Genomic DNA, 18,909 nt, shown 5'->3' on the forward strand with positions numbered 1-18,909 from the left:
TTCCAGGTGTTATCACTTTGCATTTTGGCCTCTCTTGACTCCGATTATGGATTTGATTGAAACGTCAATATTTTCAAGAGGATGCCTTGGAGCTTGACGTGTCCCTGCCCCCAATCCCCCGGGGGGATGTAAAGAAAAGTCAAAATCAAAAGAAAGATCAAAGGAAAGACCTTGGGGGCCAGCCCCCAATCCCCCGGGGGGATGTAAAGAAAAGTCAAAATCAAAAGAAAGATCAAGACCTTGGGGGCCAGCCCCCAATCCCCCGGGGGGATGTAAAGAAAAGTCAAAATCAAAAGAAAGATCAAAGGAAAGACCTTGGGAGGAAAGAATTCCCCCCAACTCCCCCCATCTTTTTTTTTAATAGTAAAATCAAAAGCAAGAGAAAGAGATCAGCGATGATACGGGACGTGGTGCAAAATCGTCATGGCCCTATAAAGCTGCTCCAACAAAACCACCCTCGCCAACATGTGAGGAAGAGTCATAGGACCAAAGGAAAGAGGAGGCCCCAACCTGGCCTGTAACTCCCGCTGAATCCCATCCGGCCCACCAATCACAAAACACACTTCCCCACGCTCCTCACGCCAACTCTCCACCCGCTTGGCAAACTGCTCCGAAGAATAACTCTTTCCCCGACTATCCAACGGAATAGTCCAAACCCGTTCCGGCAATTTATCACCGATCCGCTTGGCTTCCTTGACGAGCGCCTTCTCACGATCCGCTTTTTTTTGGGAGATGCGCTTTTCTTCCGCCACCTCCACCAAAGAAAGCCCCCCAAACCGCTGCATCCGTTCCCGATAATCCTCCACCAAGGTGCGGATCGGAGGAGGCATGCCTCTCCCAACCGCCACCAAATGCCACTTCAATGGCTACCCTCCCCAGCCACCATCTCCTTCACCTTCATCGCTTCCGGACTCCAAAGTTTTTCCAGATTATAAAAAGCCCGGGTCTCTTCCAAAAACAGATGCACAATCACATCCCGCAAATCCACCAAAATCCACTGGGCATCCGGTAACCCCTCAATCCCCCGCACCGTCTGCCCCAGTTCACTGGCAACCCGATCCATCTCTTCGGCCAAAGAGGCGATATGGCGCTGGGAAGTGCCGGTGGCGATGACAAAAAAATCACAGAATGGCGAGCGACCCTGAATATCAATCACACGAATATCCAAGGCTTTTTTATCGTCCAAAGTAGCTTTTAAAGATTCGGTCAGTTCCTGACTGTTCATGAATTCTCCGGATGCCTGTCGGCTGGTGGGGTGATGTTTTTTAAAGAGGTATAGAGCTGGTGGCGGTGGATATGGTCGATCACAGAATCAGGGGTTAGATAACGGATGGAGTGACCCTGCTGAAGACGCTTTCGCAAATCACTGGAGCTGATATCCAGGGCAGTGACTGGAAGTAAATGACACCCCTTGCGAGCCTCCGATGGCAGGTCGAAACGGGCTTGTTTGATCGGTGTGGGTTGATAAAAACGGCTCCCCTGGGAATCCTCAATCAACCCCCCATAACCGGGTCGAGTCAACAGACACAGGAGGGCATGGCGGTCGAGATCCTGCCACCCCTTCCAGAGATGCAGCTCCGCCAGATTATCCACCCCCATCAAAAATACCAGCAGCGCATCAGGATGGCGTTGGTTGAGAGCGGTCAGCGTATCAGAGGTATAGGAGGTGCCACTCTTCTCCGCTTCCAGGGTGCATAACTCAAACTGCGCCTGGCCCGCGATGGTAAGCCGGGTCATCTCTACCCGATGCGCCACCGGGAGCAAAACATCCTCTCCCTTGAAGGGATGCCCCCCGGAAGGGAGCCAGAGGAGTCGGTCCAGCTTCAGCGCCTCACACACCTCCACCCCGATGCGGGCATGACCAAAATGGGGGGGATTGAACGCTCCACCCAAAATACCGATGCGCTGCGTCATGAACCAGAGGGGATCATGAGCGCAACTGTCCCTCTCCGAGCACCACATATTTTTGAGTGGTGAGCCCTTCCAATCCCACCGGACCCCGGACGTGAAGCTTGTCGGTGGAAATGCCCATCTCCGCCCCCAGCCCAAACTGAAAGCCGTCGTTAAAGCGGCTCGACGCATTCACCATCACTGCCGAGGAGTCCGCCTCCCGCAAAAAGCGCATGGCCCTAGGGTGGTTGTCGGTCACAATCACTTCAGTATGCTGAGAGGAGTGTTCGGCGATGTGGTCCAGAGCCTGGGTTAAGCTCTCCACCACCCGGATGGAAAGAATCGCTTCCAGATATTCGGTATCCCAATCTTCCGGCAGCGCTTCGGTCACGGTGGCGGCACTTCCCACCGCTTTCCTGGTAAACTCACACCCCCTCAGCTCACACCCCGCCTCAGCCAGCACCCGAGCCGCTTGGGGAAGAAATGTGTCGGCCATATCCTGATGTACCAACAGGGTTTCGGTGGCATTACACACCCCGGTGCGCTGCATCTTGCCGTTGACGGTCAGCTCGATGGCCATCTCCAGATTCGCATGCTTATCGACATAGGTGTGGCAGATGCCGTCCAAATGTTTGATCACCGGAATGAGGGAATCCTCCATGATTCTCTGGATCAACCCCTTGCCCCCCCGGGGAATGATCACATCGACATATTGATCATTTTTGAGCAGAACCCCGACAGCCGCCCGGTCGGTGGTATCGATAAACTGCACCGCTTCCCTGGGCAGACCAGCCGCTGCCAGCCCTTCAGCCAGACAGGTGGCAATCGCCTTGTTGGAGTTGTAGGCCTCGGAGCCTCCTCGAAGGACGACCGCATTGCCGGATTTGACGCAGAGAGCGGCGGCATCGGCAGTGACGTTGGGGCGGGATTCATAAATGATGCCGATCACCCCCAGAGGGGTGCGCATTTTGCCCACCTGCAAGCCGTTGCCCAGGCGCTTGAGATCATCCACCTGTCCAACCGGATCGGGGAGGGCGGCCACTTGCCCCAACCCTTCCGCCATCCCTTCGATACGCTCATCTGTCAGGCGCAGTCGGTCGATGAGGGCGGCGCTTAAGCCGTTTTTTTCTGCCAGAACCAGATCCAAGGCGTTGGCAACCTGTAATGGTCCCGCTTGGTCCAGCAGGGTTTGAGCCATGACCGTCAAGGCCCGGTTTTTCGCCTCACCATCCACCCAGGCAAGTTTGCGGGCGGCCGCACGGGCCTGTTTGCAGATATCATTCACCATCGCTGTGATGTCGCTCATGAGTGCGGCTCCTTGAAAGCTGGTCGGGTCATTCGTCGATATCCTGTTTTTTTACATCAATCTCGTCCCGATCAAAACCGTCAAGGGATCGAAAAATCAAAAACAGGGCTTTAAAACGGGATTGTCGGGTTTCAACGATGGAGATTGAGGATGACCAGATTATCCCGGTGGAGAATTTCCGGATCCCCCATATAGCCCAGGATGGCTTCGAACTGGTCGCTGTGGCATCCGGCGATCTGCCTGAGATGATCAGCGGTATAGTTGACCAGCCCCTTTCCCAGATGTTCCCCATCCGGTGTGCGGCAGTAGACCGCAGCCCCCCGGTCGAAATTTCCTTCCACTGCCACCACCCCCCGGGCCAAAAGACTTTTGCCTTTGAGGAGTGCGGTCACGGCCCCCTGATCCAGATCCAGAGTGCCTTGGGCAGTGAGACCGTTGGCGATCCAGCGCTTGCGATGACTGATGGGATCTCCGGCCTCGGCCAAAAAGAGCGTCCCGGCGGGGGGGGAATCGGGATCAAGGATGCGGGTCAATGGCGCTTCGATCTCACCACTGGCGAGAATTGTCGGGCAGCCAAAGCGGGCGGCTTTTTTCGCAGCCAAAAGCTTGGTCACCATCCCCCCGGAGCCCACCAGAGAGCCGGTTCCCCCCGCCATCTCCTCCACTTCAGCCGTGACCTGTTCCACCAGATGAATGGCTTTCGCGTCCGGGTTTTTTCGGGGATTGGCATCATAAAGGGCGGGAACATCGGTCAACAGCAACAGCAAATCCGCCCCCACCAGCCCCGCTACCAGAGCGGCCAGGGTGTCGTTATCACCAAATTTCAGCTCCTCCACCATCACCGAGTCGTTTTCGTTGACCACCGGCACGAGTCCCAGGCTCAGGAGAGTTTCCAGGGTGTCACGGGCGTTGAGATAGCGCCTGCGGTGGGTGACATCATCCCGGGTGATGAGGATTTGGGCAGCGTGGAGGTCGTGGCTGGCCAAGGCTTCTTCGTAGCAGCGCATGAGCACTCCCTGACCTGCGGCGGCGGCGGCCTGTTTTTCCGGCAGGCTGCGCAAGGGACGGTTGAGTTTCAAACGTGGGGTGCCAGCGGCCACCGCACCGGAAGAGACCAACACCACCTGCCGACCGGAAGCCATCAACCCGGCGATCTCCCCACATCGCGCCCGGATCCACTCCCGACGCAGATTTTGGCCTCCGGCGGTGAGCAGGTTGGAACCGATTTTGATCACCAGGCGCCGGGCGTTACGAGCCGTTTTCCAGGCGGCTGCCGCAGACTTGGTCACAGCCCTTCCTCACCCCCGGTCGGGGCGGTTGCGCTGGAAGTGGGGAAGGATTCCTCTGGTATTATAGAGGTAGAGTTCGATTCAGTGCGTGATTCCCCGGCTTCATCCATGGAGGAATCGGGTGGAAATTCATCCGTCGGGGGAGCGGGCTGCAAACCAACTCCTCTTCCGGCTTTGGTGGGAGCGTCTGGTAAGGGCGGAGCGGGGTCAGGGGCTTCGGCTTTATGGAGGGCAATTTTTTCGGCCAACGCCTGGGTCAACTCCGGGAGTCCTTCACCCGTGACCGAAGAGATGGCCAGGGGAGGGGGGGCGTCGGGACGGAGTTCCTGGTAAAGCTCCATGAGTGCTTGTCGGTCGTCCTCGTTCAAGGTGTCCCATTTGGTGAAAACCAGCCAGCAGGGCTTGGCGGCGAGTTTTTTGGAGTAGGCCGCCAGCTCTCGTTCGATAATGGTGAGATTTTCCAATGGGTCGGATTCATCTATGGGGGCGGCTTCCACCAGATGGAGCAAAACCGCGCAGCGTTCGATATGTCTGAGAAAGGTGTGTCCCAGCCCATGTCCGTCGCTGGCTCCCTGAATCAACCCGGGAATATCAGCCATCACAAAGGAGGAATCCATATCCACCCGAACGACACCCAGGTTGGGCACGAGGGTGGTGAAGGGATAGTCGGCGATTTTGGGACGGGCTGCGGAAAGTCTGGATATCAGGGTGGATTTACCAGCGTTGGGGAGCCCTGCCAAGCCAACATCGGCCAGGAGTTTCAGCTCCATGCGCAGCCAGAGTTCGGTGCCTTCTTCCCCAAAATCGAACTGTCTGGGGGCTCGGTTGGTTGAGGATTTAAACCGAACATTGCCCCGACCACCCTGGCCACCTGCCGCTACCACCACCCGCTCTCCGGGCCGGGTCAGGTCAAACATGATTTCACCGGTGGCATCATTGCGCACCACGGTACCCACCGGCACTCGGGCTTCCAGGGGGGGAGCCGAGCGGCCTGTGCGGCATTTACCCATGCCGTTTTGACCACGTTTGGCTTTGAGGTGTTGTTTGTAGCGGAAGTCGATCAGGGTGTTGAGATGGGGGTCGGCGATCAAAACCACGTCGCCGCCGTCCCCGCCATCCCCTCCATCGGGACCGCCGAAGGGGATGTATTTTTCTCGACGGAACGAGGCTGCCCCGCTCCCGCCGTCTCCAGAGCGGACCTGGATCTTGACTTCGTCCAGAAACCGCATGTCAATAACCGATCAGTCGCAGCCGTTGGGAAAATCAGGTGGCGACGGGTGTGATGTTGATGAATTTGCGGTTGTGGATGGTCGTGAAGGAGACGGTACCTTCCACCAGGGCAAAGAGGGTGTGGTCCCGGCCCATGCCGACGCCATTCCCAGGATAAAATTTGGTGCCCCGTTGGCGTACCAGGATGTTGCCTGGAATCACCTCTTGACCGCCATAGCGCTTAACACCGAGACGACGCCCTGCTGAGTCACGTCCGTTTCTGGAGCTACCGCCCGCCTTTTTGTGTGCCATTGTGCTTCTCCGCAAAAAAAATAGAGATCCATCCCCGAGTAGAATGGGCCGATGATTCAGACCGGTGGGGAAGGGGTGTTTACTGGATGCCGGTTATTTTCAGTTCCGTGAGATTTTGCCGGTGTCCTTGGGTGCGGCGATATTTTTTGCGCCGCATTTTTTTGAACACCAAAATCTTGGGAGCCCGGATTTGATCAATGATGGTGCCGGTCACTTTGCTGCTGCTGAGTGCCTCACCGGTTTTGAGCCCTTCGTCACCGGAGATCAGGAGTACATCGTCAAGCTCAACGGCATCCCCCTTGCTTCCGGGCAGTTGCTCCACACGCAGTCGATCGTTGACTGCTACCTTATATTGTTTTCCGCCCGTTCGGACCACCGCATACATTGGGAGACGCCTCCGAAATGTGGTAATGTTGAAGAGATGTAACGCCCCAGAGGCCATTCTTGGGGCAAACGCGAAATTATCTCCATTTCCAGATGATTGTCAAGGGTGCTTGCCTGGGGAAACGTGTTGGATTAAACTGCCTCGCCTTGAAGTCAGGATGAATGGGTTTTCGTTATGGCCTGAGCTTTGGCTGGCTGTGGGTTTGCAGCCTTTACGGGCAAGGGATCGGTGGAAAATTTGAAATCCTGAATGAACGGAGTACCATTGTGGCTCATGAGGCCATCGGGGTGTAGCGCAGTCTGGTAGCGCATCGGCTTTGGGAGCCGAGGGCCGGAGGTTCGAATCCTCTCACCCCGACCATTTTTTTTCTTTATCTTTCACGTCTCATGGGAAACAATCCCGGCGGTTCGGGTGCTGTCGGAGGCTTTTAAATCAGATTTTCTGTAAAAACATCCGTTTCAGTGAGGTTTCGCGCCCGTAGCTCAACGGATAGAGCAACGGCCTTCTAAGCCGTAGGTTGCAGGTTCGAGTCCTGCCGGGCGCGCCATAGCCGTCCCAGGACCTTTCTCTCTTGTCGATGGTGGAAGATTCGTTTAGAATCCCCTCCCTGCTGGTCTGGGGAAGCTTTCAGCTTTCCTGTTGTGGCGAACGTAGCTCAGTCGGTAGAGCCCCGGATTGTGATTCCGGTGGTCGCGGGTTCAAGTCCCGTCGTTCGCCCCATATTTACCATCCTCCCCAGCCCCGCCAAACCAACGCCTCCCCTGCCTGATTGCCTTGTCTGTATTTTAGAAACAAAGGCTTTTAACTCAATGGGGTCAGTGGGTTAGGCCCAGGCTTTAAGATCCTCAAGCGAAAGTGGCGGAACTGGTAGACGCGCTGGATTTAGGATCCAGTGGTTAATAGCCGTGGGGGTTCGACTCCCCCCTTTCGCACCATTTTGAATATCAAGGGCTTTCTCAAATTTGAGGAGGCCCTTTTTTTGTGTTTGTCACTGGGTATGGGGTCTCTGGGGGCCATGATTCCCAACAATCCAGCCGCGGGTGATTTGTGGGTTGTCGAATTCGACCCTCTCCACCGATAGATTCTGGAAAAATAAATGTGATCGATGGGGTTGGCTTGGATAGCCCGGTTTGGTGACCATTCAGGAAGAGCTGTCACTCATCTTAAGGAGCAGACAGCAATATTAGAGGGGTTCACCATGAGGGGGGCGGAGAGTCTTGCCTGAGAGGGGGCATCTTTTATCAAGTTTTCAGGCTAATGGCTCGATTTCGATTGCCAAGTGACAAAAACTTTCTGAGAATGGTGGCCTCAAGGAGGAGTACCCTTATGCTGCCATTTGATCGCACCAGCAACTATGCCCCAGCCGAAACCCTGGCCCGGATTGTCTTTGAGGGCTCTCGGGATAAAATCATCTTTCTTACCTTCATGACCCAGCACTGCCCCGGCTGCAAGGAGACCTACGACGCCCTGCACAAATTTGCCAAAAGGCAGGGGGGGAAAGTGGAGATTGTGGTGGTGGATGCCGATCGCCACCCCCCCATCGTCAACGACTACGGGGTCAAGGGCGTGCCCACCATCTTTGTCTACGGAAAACAGCACCACCTCCTCACCAAAATTGGACCCCAAAACGAACGCAACCTCAAGAAAATGCTCAAAGAATCCCTCGCCGCTCTGCCGAAATAAGCTCCCCCTCTCTTCTTTGCCAATGGCGTCTGAATGATTGAGGTGCCGTCTTGGATAAGACATTGGCTCTATTATTCGAACTGTAAAATTTATAGAATACATGGCATGAGGAAATAAAGAATAGGACGAAAAACGACAAAAACAATGCAAAAGTAAATTGAAAGGGTGAAGATGGACGTGATGGATGATTGGGAAATGCGTGGCGTATATGAGCAAAATGACAGGCAATGTCGATATATCAAAGGTGACCTGGCCACTTTCAACGGACAGTTGAGGATTAGTTTGGAATATTCAGCTGATTATGCGTTGGAAGGGTGTTTTTGATTTGTTGGTGTTGGAGAGGCTTGAATATTGATTGTGTGGGCTGTCTGTGATGGTTGAATGGTTGTGTTGGGTTTTCGTTTTGGTTAGGACGCTGGGTGATGAAAATATCAGTCAGGTATGGGGGGGTGTTTTTAAGTTCTCTGAACAAATTAAATTTCTGTAAATGACAAACAAAAAGCCGAAGTTGTCTCCTGGAAAACAATGGTGGGTGTCATTATGGGTGATGTTAAGGTTAAAAAGATGCTGGACGGTAAAAGATGCTATTATGATGACGTGGGGTCGGATGGTCAGGCTGCATTTGCGATCAAAATAGATGTGGATGTTCCTTGGGCGCATGGTTTTCATATAAACAAAAAGGATTATAGGGATAGGATAAGTCAACATGATCGATCCGCTCTTTTTGGTGGTGATGAAACGTTTAACAACGACTTTGCTCTATATACGGATGCGCCAGTTAAAGTAAAAAATGTTCTGGATAAACCTGAGTTCAGGGAGATGGTGCGTAAACTGTTTGATGTTGGTGTTGAGAAACTTGTTGTTGATCGGCAAGAGATTATTGCGGACTATCCTACGAAAGTGGTGGATGAAAAAAAGCAGTTGATGGTTGAAAAAGCTTGTCCAGTCTTAATTGATCTGTCTAAATTTATGGGGGTAATTAAAGTTCCAAAGGTTGATTTTTTTAAGCTTTATGGGTTTTACCTAGTTGGAATTCTCTGGCTGTTTGTGGTTGTTTTTAATTCTGGTTACAGTTTTTCAGCAGTCATTTTCTATTCCGATTGGCTGGATGCTGCTTTGTGGGGGTCGGTGTTGTTTTTAATTGGGAGGTGGTTGTGGGAGATAGATGTTAATCCTGCTCTTGGAAAGACCGGGAAAAATATTATTTTCATCATTTTGTGTATAATCACTCCTCCATTGATGTACAATTTTGTGTCATTTATGAATATCTGGAAAACAGTGGGAGAGCCAGTCTATGTTCAAAGGGAAATTGAAAACAGGTGGAGTTTTATCTGTTTAGCTGGCAGGACGCAAGTTGTCGATTGTGACTTTGTGGTGGTGAAATCGTGGATTCCAGGGGAGGCGTTTGCAGGCTTTGCTATTCAACGGTCCGGGCCAAACTCTCCAGAGGTTGGTCGGTCGATTAAAATTGGATATCGGTCAGGCAGACTTGGATTTATGGGGATAGATTCAATTGAATATGATCCAGAGTGGTGATGGCTGTGGCGAAAAAATTTCTTAATATAGGGTGTGACCACAGTCACCTCTTATGAAACAACCATTCACTCAGTCAGGGCAACTCACCGTTCTTGTGGCAAGGGCAGACCTCAGGCATCGGTGAGATATGATGTCGTGGTAGATTCCTGGCCCCAAGGGTGGGGTGGGGAAAAACTGATTGTTTGCCAACCACAAGACCATCCTCCCAAGCTTGGTGAACCCATTCGTATCATCTATCGTTTAGGTGGTCTGGGCAAGATGATCCTGGAGGATGTGGAATTTTAATGCCGTCGGAAGGGTTGGTTTCGTATACTGACATGTCGGGGCGCAACGGAAGGGGGATCTTAGAGCTTTTTATCCTAACCTTTTTCATGGAGTGAATCTGGAATGGTTCGTTTTGGAACGCTCGGGATAGGTGTTGTGTTGGTTGGAGGGGTGATGCTCTCCTGGGGGGCGCTGGCGGGTACCGGGGATGGGATCGTTCTCGACGGCACCATGAATTCAGCGCAGAGCGGCGCGCTCACTGCGGTGGATAACGACTATGCCATCACTCCGGAGATGGGTTTGCTCTCCGGCAACAATCTTTTTCACAGTTTTAGCGATTTCAATCTCGAATCCGGCGAATCCGCCACCTTTTCCGGACCCGACACCCTGACCAACATTATCAGCCGCGTTACCGGAACCAACGACTCCTTTATCGATGGCACCATTCAATCCACGGTGGATGGGGCGGGCTTCTATCTGCTCAACCCCAACGGCCTCATCTTTGGCGAAAACGCTTCTCTCAGCCTCACCGGTGCTTTTCACGCTTCCACCGCCGCATATCTGCGGGTGGGGGATGAGGGGCGTTTTTACGCCTCCCTCGGGCGGGAAAGCCTTTTTTCCGCAGAAGCGCCCCAAGCTTTCGGCTTTTTAAGTGATATGCCCAGCAGCATCCTTTTTCAGGGGGGAGATCTCACTGTGGGGGAGATGACTGTGGTGGCTGGAGGGATCACCATGCACGGCGGCACCCTCACCACCGATGCTGGGGATCTCAGCCTGATATCCATGAGTCGGGCCGGGGAGGTGCAGCTGGGTGAGGATGGTTGGCAGATCGATGCCGAGGATCCTGGGGGGGCTATTTTTATCGATCTTCAGGCCGAGGTGACGGTTCAAGGCAGTGGCGGGTTGGTGGTTCAGGGGGAAGAGTTGATCGTCAGTGATGCCACCCTGGCCCGAACCATTATTGGGGATTTGGAAAGTCCGGGAGGGATCGAAATAGCGCTTACCGGCGTCCTGGCAGTCACCGCCCAGGGCACCATCCGCACGGTCAATTCCGGGGACGGGGAGGGGGCCGGGATGACCATTTCGGCAGAAAAACTCACCGTGAGCGAAGGGGGGCGCATTCTCTCCACCAACAACGGTGCGGGCAGTGGGGGGGAGCTGCAGCTCACCTTGACCGATACCCTGCTGATCAGCGGCAGCCTGGATGGCAACGTCAGTCAAATTCGCTCAGAAACCAATGGCACCGGGGGAGCCGGTGATGTCACTCTGACAGCTGGGACTATCTCCCTGGAAGCGGAAGGGTTGATCATAGGTCGCACCTATGGCGAAGGGGTCGGGCCGGATCTCAGCTTGCAGATGAGTCAGCTCCTGATGAGCGACGGCGGTAACATCGATAACTCCACAGTCGATGTCGGCGCTGGGGGGAATCTTACCATCGAGGCCGAAGAATCCGTGGAGATTTCGGGGTCTGGTGCCTGGAACTCCGGCATTTATGTCAACGTCTACGATGCCGGTGACGGGGGAACCCTCGCCATCACCGCCCCGGAGGTCTCCCTCACCGACGGCGGCGTCATCAACGGCTCCAATAACGGCAACGGTGCGGGTAGCTCTTTGTTGCTGGAGGTGGACACCCTCGACATGGTGGCGGGGGTGATTGACTTTTCTTCCCGAAGCGAAGGGAGTGGGGGGGCGATTGCTGTTTCGGCCACCGAGAGTGTCAATCTGGCTGGAGCAAATGGGGAGTCCGGCTATATGGCCGTCTTTTCCCTTGATTCGGGTCATGGTGGCGCCATCTCCATTACAGCTCCAGAGGTAAACATCGTCGATGGGGGGTATCTCTCGGGGGACAGTTATGCTTCCGGGCGAAGCGGCACTATCTTGCTACAGGTCAAGAATCTGGTGTTGCGTGAGGGGTTGATCGACAGCCTGGTACAGGGGACCGGTCATGGCGGCAACATTCGTATTGTTGCCTCCGAATCGGTTCTGGTGGAGGGGGTGGCTGAAAGTGACGGTCCCTTTGGCGGTATCTCCCGGATCGCAACAGCGACCTCCGGAGAAGGCAACAGCGGCAGCATCTCGATCTATTCGCCAGAGCTGACGATTGGTGACGGCGGCTATCTGACAGTCTCTTCCGAGCAGGCTTTCAGTGGTCGCGCTGGATCGATCTATCTGGAGGTGGGGGCGTTGGCTCTCGAAAATGGTGGGCTGATTCTGGCGGATACGGCCAGTTGGGCTGGAGCTGGCAGCATCACCATCGAGGCCTTTCAGGGCATCACTCTCACAGGCGTTGGGGATATTTTGGATCTGGCTTCGGGGATTTCCGCCTCGGCAGGTGGGCGTGGTGATGGGGGGGACATTGCTCTCAACACCCCTCTTATGACCCTCTCCAGTGGTGGCATCATCCAGGCCGTCACCTTTGGTTCCGGCAATGGTGGTGAAATTGCGGCTGAAGTGGAAAATCTGCAAATGAGCGATGGCGGCATCATCCAGGTGGGTACTACCGATACCGGGGATGGGGGGGGGCTGACCCTGACCGCTTCGGGCTCTCTCACCCTGGCAGGGGAATCGAGCGGTATCTATGCCTTTTCCAGTGGGGAGGGGGGTGGTGGGGCATTGGTGTTGTCGGCAGCAGATGAGATCACCCTCACGGACGGCGCTGAAATTGTGAGCTATGCCACGGCTGCGGGAGATGCCGGAGATATATTGCTGGAGGCGAACTCCACGACGCTTTCCAACGCACGCATTGCCACGGAGACCGTGGAGAGTGGTGGAGGCAATATCACCTTGAATGCCCAGGAGACTCTTTCCCTGGATGGCAGCGGCATCACTACTTCGGTCATGGCCGGGGAGGGGGGCAATATCACCATCGATCCTATTCACGTCGTGCTTGTCGACAGCACCATCAGCACGTATGGGGTTGGGGGGGAGGCGGGAGGAGCGATTGATATCACTACCCAGCAGTTGACTGTTGATTCCGACTCCCTGCTCTCTGCTGTAGCCAGTCTGCAGGTCAGAGGTGAGGTGGTCCAGGGGGCTGAGGAGACTGGGGTAATAGGCAAGGTCGTGGCCTTTCTGTCCGGAATAATTCCAGAGGAGATGCCGTTGATTGGGGCGGCCTGTGGAGAGGAGGGGGCTGGAGATGGTTCCCTCATCGTGTGGGGAGCAGAGGGAGAGTGCGGGGCGACGGCTCTTTTTCCTTGAGCCGTGTGAGGAGAGGGGGGTGGAATAAATCCCAAGCGGTGGCTTCTGTCGAGGGATCCAGGTAAAAGAATTGAGGAGACGATCAGATCTGAAGGGAGTATGGGCATTCGGAATAACGGTTATTGGGAATGGGAGAGGGGCATGACCCACCGGATCCGAGCGCAAATCATTTTTCCGATTTTCATTCTTCTGTTTTTGGGTGGGTTTGTCTTCTGGGCCTTTTTGAATCAACAGGGTCACATCGCTTCCCATGTGGAGCACATGCAGAAAAATGTCCTCGGTCACTTCCATGAAGAGGTGCAGCGGGATGTGGCGCTTATGCAGGGGGCTCTCGCTTCCTTGAGCCGTCATCCGGCTCTTCAGGAAGCCTTCCTGGCGGGGGATGCCGAGAGGCTGCTCGCCCTGGCAAACCCCATCTATCAAGAACTCAACCAAACCAGCCACATCACCCACTTCTATTTTACCGCTCTCAATCGGGTCAATTTTTTACGGATTCATTCTCCCAATCGCCACGGCGACCGGATCGACCGTTTTACCACTCTGGAGGCGCAACGCACCGGCAAAAGTGCCTTTGGCCTGGAGATGGGGCCACTGGGTACCTTTACCCTGCGGGTGGTGCTGCCCTGGCGGCGGAATGGGGAGTTGATCGGTTATTTGGAGTTGGGTGAGGAGATCGATCATCTGCTGGACCACATTCGAACGGTTCAGGATGTGGGGATTCAGGTGTTTATCGACAAGGCCCATCTGGATCAAAAACAGTGGTCAGCCACCATGGATCGCATGGGTCGCGCCAACGATTGGGCTCAATATGGCGACCATGTCCAGATAAGTCAGACTCAAAAGGGTACCAATACCCGGATTGCTGAGCTGCTGGCTGGTTTTGATCCTGACGCCGGGGTTGTTTTCCACGATATTTCTTTTGGGGATGGCCATGAGACCCGGGTGGGCCTTTTTCCTTTGCAGGACGCCCGAAAACGGGTGGTGGGGCTCTTTTTTATCCACCTTTCCATGTCCCAGCATGGTCTGGGGGTCTTTCTCGATTTTGTCTGGATGATTTCCGCTCCGGTGCTGGTGGCAGGGGCCGCACTGATCTATCTGGTTTATTCGGTCATGCGAAGCCGCGAACAGATTCGCCACCAGTTGAAATGGCGCCAGGATTTTTTGAATGCCCTCCCCATTCCGGTCTATTACACCGACCGGGAATCCCGTTTTTTGGAATGCAATACCGCCTTTGAAAAATTGTTGAATATTTCCCGGAAGGAGTTGATCGGGAAGTCCGCTGGGGAGGTTTTTCCATCTGGGAAACAAGGATCTGCATTGGGACAGAGCTGGGTTGGTTCAGAGCTGCCAGCCATTTTTGAAACCACTCTGCCCGGCCCTTGGGGGGAGGCACGCCATCTGGTGTTTCACAAAGATCGCCTGCGCGCTGTGGATGGCGGTTCTTCCGGGGTCATCGGGGCGATATTGGATATTACCAGCCAAGTGGAAACCGACCGGGCCTTGTTGAAGGCCAAGGAGCAGGCGGAATCAGCCAATCAGGCCAAAACCGCCTTTTTAGCCAACGTCAGCCACGAAATTCGCTCCCCCCTGAACGCCATCGTCGGTTTTGCCCAGATATTGTTCGACAACCGTGATGAGATTCCCACACGTTATCAGCACTATCTGGAGAATATCCGTATCAGTGGTGACAACTTGGCAGAAATTATCAACAATGTCCTGGACTTGGCTAAAATCGAGGCGGGCAAGGAGGTGGTGGAAAAAGAGGCGATCGAGATCCGACTGTTGGTTCAGAGCCTCCATCATATAAACAAGGTCCGAGCTGGGGAGAAGGGGGTGGTGCTGACCTATGACGTGGCCCCGGAGATTCCAAGGTTGATTCTATCGGATCGTACCAAGGTCAATCAGATATTGATGAACCTGGTGGTCAACGCCATCAAATTTACCCCTTCCGGAGGTTCCGTGGCGATCCGGGTAGCCGTAGCCGAGGAGTGGTTGGTATTTCGGGTGGCGGATGAAGGGGTGGGAATTCCCCCTGACAAGCTGACAACCATTTTTGAGCCTTTCGAGCAGGTGCAGGATATCCACAATACGCAACAGAAAGGAACAGGGCTGGGGCTTTCCATTGTCAAAAGTCTGACCGGGCTTTTGGGGGGGACGGTGGAGGTAGAGAGCGAGCCTGGTCGTGGGACACTCTTTACCGTGGGTCTGCCTCTGGAAGAAGTGGATGAGCCTGCCCGGGAGGGTCGGGAACAAAATTGGCATCATTATACGTTTCCGTCGGATCTGCATCTGTTATTGGTAGATGACAATCCCCTCAACCGGGAAATGCTCCAGACGGTCTTGGAGAGAGTCGGTCTTCAGGTGACGTGTGCTGAAAATGGTGCCCTGGGTGTGGCCCGGGCCCGGGAATTGGTTCCCGATATGATTCTCATGGATTTTCATATGCCGGTGATGGATGGCTTGACCGCCACTGGAAAGATTCGTTCCGACCCCCAGCTGGCCAGGATTCCCATCATTGGGGTTTCAGCGGATGCCTTGGTGGGACGCAAAGAGGAGTGCCTGGCCGGTGGAATGAACGAATTTTTAACCAAGCCGGTGGATCTGGAAGCGCTGCTGCCCATTCTGGCCCGATATCTGGCCAGAGGGGAGAGGGCCGATGATGGGGCGTTGAGCGGGGAGGTGAGGGAAATGCCTGGGCGGATCCAACGGGAAGTTCGTGCAGGCCTTCAGGAAATTGCCGCTTTGCCCCTTTATGAATCGGGTCGGATCGTGGGGGTGTGCGATCGTTTGCTGGGGCGTTGCCAAGGGTATCACTCCCCCTTTCTCGGGGCTTTGCAGGAGATTCGAGAGGCGGTTTTTTCCCGCAATTCCAAAAAAATTCCTGAAATTCTCGCTGGTATTGCGGATCGTGATCCTTAAGGAGCCCGGGCAGGTGTGAGATCGTGTGTTTTGGCAACAGGCGTGAACGGGTTATTGATTTCGAAGGGGGTGTGTTGGTTTTTTTCGATTTGGCGGGGGGTGATGCGCTTCAGCATTTCCCGAATGAGTGCTGCGTTCCGATTGACCTTTTGAAGCCATATGCGACATCCTGGGGGCTCTTTCAAAGATTCGATCCCGAGTCGAAGGGTGCTGTGCGCCCATTGCTCTTGAACCCGGGTGAATGTATGGTGCACTCACTCGTTATTCCTACTGCTTTTGGAAGGGTTCCATGGAAGTTACCTTAGAAGAAAAAGGCGGATTTGACCGGAGTCTCACTATTCAAGTTCCCGCAAGCCAGGTAGATACCCTGCTTGATGGGGAGTTGGCCCAGCTGGCCACGACTGCAAAACTGCCTGGTTTTCGTCCCGGTAAGGTGCCAAAAAAGGTTTTGGAATCCCGATACCGCAAAGAACTGTCTGGTACCGTTGCTGAAAAAATCTTCAAGACCACCTATTCCCAGGCCCTGCAGGAAAAAGCGGTCTTTCCCGCCACTGCCCCGATGTTGGATATGGGGGATGTGGCCCGGGGGCAGGATTTTACTTATACCGTCCTTTTTCAGGTTTTGCCGGAGGTGGATCCCCAGGGCTACAAAGGAGTGGATCTGGTGCGTCCGGAAGCCACCATCGGTGATGCCGAGGTGGATCAGGTGGTGGAGGAGATCCGCACCCGCAACGCCAAATTTGAGGCCCAAGAGGGGCGTGAGGCCCAGAGCGGCGATCAGGTGGAGCTGGATTTCAAGGGGTTTCTGGGAGAGACCGCTTTTGAGGGTGGAACAGCTGACAACTATGTCCTGGAACTGGGCAGTGGCCAGTTTATCCCTGGATTTGAAGAGCAGCTGATCGGTGCCAAACCTGGTGAGGATCGGGAAGTGACCGTCTCTTTCCCGGAAGCTTATGGAAATGCTGAACTCGCTGGTAAGGAAGCCCTTTTCAAGTGCCACATCCACGAGGTTCGTGCCCGCTTACTTCCCGAAATAGACGATAAACTGGCTGAGCTGGCCGGGGTCAAGGAGGGAGGGGTGTCGGCTATGCGGATGGAAGTGAATGCCCGTTTGGAAAAAGAGGCCGCCGAAGCGGTGGAGCGGGATGTAAAGCGCCAGATCCTTGACAAACTTCTGGAAGCCAACCCCATGGAACTTCCCGATCAGGTGGTGGAGCGGGAGCTTGATGGCATGGTGAAACAGACCCAGGAAGAGTACCAGCGTCAGGGAATGGATCCCGCTCAGATGGGGCTCTCCGAAGATAAAATGCGTGAATCCCTGGTGGGACGAGCCCAAGAGCGGGTGAAGCTGGGGCTTTTGATCGGCACCATTGGGCAAAAAGAGGCCCTCAAGGTGGAAGAAGCCGAAGTTGAGGCACACCTGGAGACCCTGGTAGCCCCTTATGGCGCTGAGGCTGCCGCCATGAAATCCTGGCTTAAGAAGGATAACGCCCGAATGGAGGATTTGCGGGGAGCCGTACTGGAGAAAAAGGTGATGGATTGGATTGTCGATAACGGTTCTGTGGTCAAGGAAGAGCGCACCTTTAAGGAATTGGTGCAGAGAAGCGGGCAATAATCACCCCCTCTCCCGGAAAAATAATCCACCTCCAGGAGGCTTTCCCCTCAGATCGCTCATGTGAACAACCATTTTGTTTTCGGTTCGGTTTTTGCTAGAGGCTGTAGGGGTAAGCCGTTGGAGGGGGAGAGATGTTCCCCAGCGACGGCAAACCAACAAGTCGCTCAAAGCGCATGAATACCGGTTCAGCACTTCCCCTCAGGTGAGGGCATGGGGTTTCGGCACAAAACCTGCGATCAGTGCTTCATCTTCCTAAGTAGGGAGGTGGCTTCCTGCCAGTGATAGGCCAGCGCCGATTTTGTGGCGAGGATATCCTGCAAAGAGAGGGGGCGCAAAAAAAGTCGGTATTTCCAATCTGTTTGGCTGATCCACCTCCCGGGGTCTTCATCCTGGATTTTTCAGGTAACATGGGATCGGTTTGAGAGATTCGGTGCGTGTCGATCCCATCGGGTTTGACTTCCTTTGGCCGGTTTTACGGCTTTTGGGATGAAACGGTTCTCGGGGTCGGTGGTCTGAGATAAAAACGACTTGTGGTGGGAACTGTTCCGCAGGGGAGCTACATCGGCCTTGAGGCTTGAAGGTGTGGATCCGGTATCGGAACGATTATCCAACAGCTCAAACTGGAGGCGAAGGTCGGTGCAGATGAATTTGGTACCAATGGTGGTAGAGACCACCAATCGTGGAGAACGCGCCTACGACATCTATTCCCGCCTGCTCAAGGAGCGGGTGATCTTTCTGGTGGGCCCCATTGACGACAACGTGGCCAACCTGATCGTGGCCCAGTTGCTCTTTTTGGAATCGGAAAATCCGGAAAAGGACATCTATTTTTATATCAACAGCCCTGGCGGACATGTGATGGCGGGGTTGGCCATTTACGACACCATGCGTTTTATCCGCCCGGATGTCAGTACCCTCTGTGTGGGGCAGGCTGCCAGTATGGGGGCGATATTGCTGTCAGCCGGAGCCAAGGATAAACGGTTGGTGCTTCCCAACTCCCGAGTGATGATTCATCAACCCTTGGGGGGATTTCAGGGGCAGGCTACCGATATCCGGATTCACGCCCAGGAGATGGAGCGGATTCGGGGTACCCTGAATGGTATTCTGTCCGAACATACCGGACAGCCTCTGGAGCAGATTCATCAAGACACCGAACGTGACAATTTTATGACCGCAAAAGAAGCTTGCGACTACGGGTTGGTGGACCGGATCATTGAAGAGCGGGAAACGCCCACGGAATGAAGCCCTTTCGAAACCTGAAGGGAGTTCCGGGCAATCCGTCCACAAGAAATCGAGGACATTC

At 54.5% G+C, this 18,909-nt stretch carries 14 protein-coding genes, 4 tRNA genes and 1 pseudogene; 10 read left to right on the plus strand and 9 right to left on the minus strand.

The features are described from left to right. Nucleotides 1-12: 12 nt before the first annotated feature. From HQL52_01175 to rplU, 9 genes and pseudogenes are all read right to left on the minus strand, one after another. Nucleotides 13-339 carry a hypothetical protein gene (locus HQL52_01175; protein ID MBF0368046.1) on the minus strand — a complete coding sequence of 109 codons (327 nt, stop codon included), beginning with the start codon at nt 337-339 and terminating at the stop codon, nt 13-15. A gap of 50 nt (nt 340-389) precedes the next feature. Beyond that, complete coding sequence (locus tag HQL52_01180; protein ID MBF0368047.1) at nt 390-830, minus strand: 23S rRNA (pseudouridine(1915)-N(3))-methyltransferase RlmH; 441 nt, start codon at nt 828-830, stop codon at nt 390-392. A gap of 36 nt (nt 831-866) precedes the next feature. Beyond that, nucleotides 867-1,225 (minus strand): annotated as a pseudogene (rsfS, locus tag HQL52_01185) (ribosome silencing factor). Further along, nucleotides 1,222-1,914, minus strand: a complete 693-nt coding sequence (gene nadD / locus HQL52_01190) for a nicotinate (nicotinamide) nucleotide adenylyltransferase (GenBank protein MBF0368048.1) — start codon at nt 1,912-1,914, stop codon at nt 1,222-1,224. Before nadD ends, rsfS begins: the two are co-directional and overlap by 4 nt. A gap of 13 nt (nt 1,915-1,927) precedes the next feature. Continuing rightward, the gene (locus tag HQL52_01195) at nt 1,928-3,196 is read right to left on the minus strand and encodes a glutamate-5-semialdehyde dehydrogenase (protein ID MBF0368049.1); all 1,269 of its coding nucleotides are present in this window, start codon (nt 3,194-3,196) and stop codon (nt 1,928-1,930) included. Between the two features lie 131 nt (nt 3,197-3,327). Next, nucleotides 3,328-4,485 (minus strand): glutamate 5-kinase, encoded by a 1,158-nt coding sequence (locus tag HQL52_01200; GenBank protein ID MBF0368050.1) that lies wholly within the window; start codon nt 4,483-4,485, stop codon nt 3,328-3,330. Continuing rightward, nucleotides 4,482-5,714 (minus strand): GTPase ObgE, encoded by a 1,233-nt coding sequence (gene obgE, locus HQL52_01205; protein MBF0368051.1) that lies wholly within the window; start codon nt 5,712-5,714, stop codon nt 4,482-4,484. The genes HQL52_01200 and obgE overlap by 4 nt, the downstream gene beginning before the upstream one ends. 34 nt (nt 5,715-5,748) lie before the next feature. Continuing rightward, nucleotides 5,749-6,006: a 50S ribosomal protein L27 gene (gene rpmA / locus HQL52_01210; GenBank protein MBF0368052.1), complete on the minus strand. Its 258-nt coding sequence runs from the start codon at nt 6,004-6,006 to the stop codon at nt 5,749-5,751. A 79-nt stretch (nt 6,007-6,085) separates the two neighbouring features. Further along, nucleotides 6,086-6,391 (minus strand): 50S ribosomal protein L21, encoded by a 306-nt coding sequence (gene rplU / locus HQL52_01215; GenBank protein ID MBF0368053.1) that lies wholly within the window; start codon nt 6,389-6,391, stop codon nt 6,086-6,088. A gap of 283 nt (nt 6,392-6,674) precedes the next feature. On the opposite strand from rplU, the gene HQL52_01220 reads away from it, so the two are divergent. The 10 genes from HQL52_01220 to clpP all read left to right on the plus strand — a co-directional run bounded on the left by HQL52_01220 (nt 6,675) and on the right by clpP (nt 18,848). Next, a tRNA-Pro gene (locus HQL52_01220) sits at nt 6,675-6,751 on the plus strand. A 111-nt stretch (nt 6,752-6,862) separates the two neighbouring features. Then, a tRNA-Arg gene (locus HQL52_01225) sits at nt 6,863-6,938 on the plus strand. 97 nt (nt 6,939-7,035) lie between these two features. Next, nucleotides 7,036-7,111: transfer RNA gene (locus tag HQL52_01230), tRNA-His, on the plus strand. A gap of 129 nt (nt 7,112-7,240) precedes the next feature. Further along, a tRNA-Leu gene (locus HQL52_01235) sits at nt 7,241-7,326 on the plus strand. A gap of 391 nt (nt 7,327-7,717) precedes the next feature. Continuing rightward, the gene (locus HQL52_01240; GenBank protein ID MBF0368054.1) at nt 7,718-8,074 is read left to right on the plus strand and encodes a thioredoxin family protein; all 357 of its coding nucleotides are present in this window, start codon (nt 7,718-7,720) and stop codon (nt 8,072-8,074) included. A gap of 525 nt (nt 8,075-8,599) precedes the next feature. Further along, complete coding sequence (locus tag HQL52_01245; protein ID MBF0368055.1) at nt 8,600-9,610, plus strand: hypothetical protein; 1,011 nt, start codon at nt 8,600-8,602, stop codon at nt 9,608-9,610. A gap of 387 nt (nt 9,611-9,997) precedes the next feature. After that, nucleotides 9,998-13,075 carry a filamentous hemagglutinin N-terminal domain-containing protein gene (locus HQL52_01250; protein ID MBF0368056.1) on the plus strand — a complete coding sequence of 1,026 codons (3,078 nt, stop codon included), beginning with the start codon at nt 9,998-10,000 and terminating at the stop codon, nt 13,073-13,075. A gap of 141 nt (nt 13,076-13,216) precedes the next feature. Beyond that, on the plus strand, nt 13,217-15,994 hold the full coding sequence (locus tag HQL52_01255) for a response regulator (GenBank protein ID MBF0368057.1): 2,778 nt from the start codon (nt 13,217-13,219) through the stop codon (nt 15,992-15,994). Nucleotides 15,995-16,283: 289 nt separating this feature from the next. Beyond that, nucleotides 16,284-17,609: a trigger factor gene (gene tig / locus HQL52_01260; GenBank protein MBF0368058.1), complete on the plus strand. Its 1,326-nt coding sequence runs from the start codon at nt 16,284-16,286 to the stop codon at nt 17,607-17,609. A 642-nt stretch (nt 17,610-18,251) separates the two neighbouring features. Next, entirely contained in the window at nt 18,252-18,848 is a 597-nt protein-coding gene (gene clpP, locus HQL52_01265) for an ATP-dependent Clp endopeptidase proteolytic subunit ClpP (protein MBF0368059.1), read from the plus strand. Nucleotides 18,849-18,909: the final 61 nt, after the last annotated feature.

It is taken from the genome of Magnetococcales bacterium, from assembly GCA_015232395.1.
Lineage (GTDB): Bacteria > Pseudomonadota > Magnetococcia > Magnetococcales > JADFZT01 > JADFZT01.

Bases quoted from the DNA above. Each gene is read 5' to 3' on its own strand.
- nadD (MBF0368048.1), bottom strand. From the start codon at position 1,914: ATGACGCAGCGCATCGGTATTTTGGGTGGAGCGTTCAATCCCCCCCAT.
- HQL52_01195 (MBF0368049.1), bottom strand. From the start codon at position 3,196: ATGAGCGACATCACAGCGATGGTGAATGATATCTGCAAACAGGCCCGT.
- tig (MBF0368058.1), top strand. From the start codon at position 16,284: ATGGAAGTTACCTTAGAAGAAAAAGGCGGATTTGACCGGAGTCTCACT.
- HQL52_01250 (MBF0368056.1), top strand. From the start codon at position 9,998: ATGGTTCGTTTTGGAACGCTCGGGATAGGTGTTGTGTTGGTTGGAGGG.
- HQL52_01180 (MBF0368047.1), bottom strand. From the start codon at position 830: ATGCCTCCTCCGATCCGCACCTTGGTGGAGGATTATCGGGAACGGATG.
- HQL52_01240 (MBF0368054.1), top strand. From the start codon at position 7,718: ATGCTGCCATTTGATCGCACCAGCAACTATGCCCCAGCCGAAACCCTG.
- HQL52_01255 (MBF0368057.1), top strand. From the start codon at position 13,217: ATGACCCACCGGATCCGAGCGCAAATCATTTTTCCGATTTTCATTCTT.
- HQL52_01245 (MBF0368055.1), top strand. From the start codon at position 8,600: ATGGTGGGTGTCATTATGGGTGATGTTAAGGTTAAAAAGATGCTGGAC.
- obgE (MBF0368051.1), bottom strand. From the start codon at position 5,714: ATGCGGTTTCTGGACGAAGTCAAGATCCAGGTCCGCTCTGGAGACGGC.
- rpmA (MBF0368052.1), bottom strand. From the start codon at position 6,006: ATGGCACACAAAAAGGCGGGCGGTAGCTCCAGAAACGGACGTGACTCA.
- rplU (MBF0368053.1), bottom strand. From the start codon at position 6,391: ATGTATGCGGTGGTCCGAACGGGCGGAAAACAATATAAGGTAGCAGTC.
- clpP (MBF0368059.1), top strand. From the start codon at position 18,252: ATGAATTTGGTACCAATGGTGGTAGAGACCACCAATCGTGGAGAACGC.